The 252-nt window shown below is 59.1% G+C and carries 1 pseudogene; it reads left to right on the top strand.

The window, feature by feature from the left end:
• Positions 1 to 126: pseudogene (locus EXE47_RS18340) on the top strand (zinc ribbon domain-containing protein); the annotation flags it as partial.
• Positions 127 to 252: the final 126 nt, after the last annotated feature.

The following is a 252-nucleotide window of genomic DNA, read 5'->3' on the forward strand; positions in this document are numbered from 1 at the left end:
GAGCCGACCCATACATCCCAACGCTGTTCTCGGACGGACTGTGGGTTCACGCACGACGGCAACCGCCAGGGCGAACACTTCGAGTGCCAGAAGTGTGGGTATGAACTGAACGCGGATTATAACGCTGGTACGTGTTTACCCCGGAGTCTCGACAGCCGGCACAGCGTGAGCCCGTGAGATCAGTTCATTGTTACTGACGGCTCGACGAAGCTCTTCGTATGGATTGCGTCCCTGCTGGCGCCACGTCGCCAG

The sequence above is a fragment of the Halorubrum sp. GN12_10-3_MGM genome (genome assembly GCF_005435235.1).
GTDB classification, from domain to species: domain Archaea; phylum Halobacteriota; class Halobacteria; order Halobacteriales; family Haloferacaceae; genus Halorubrum; species Halorubrum ezzemoulense.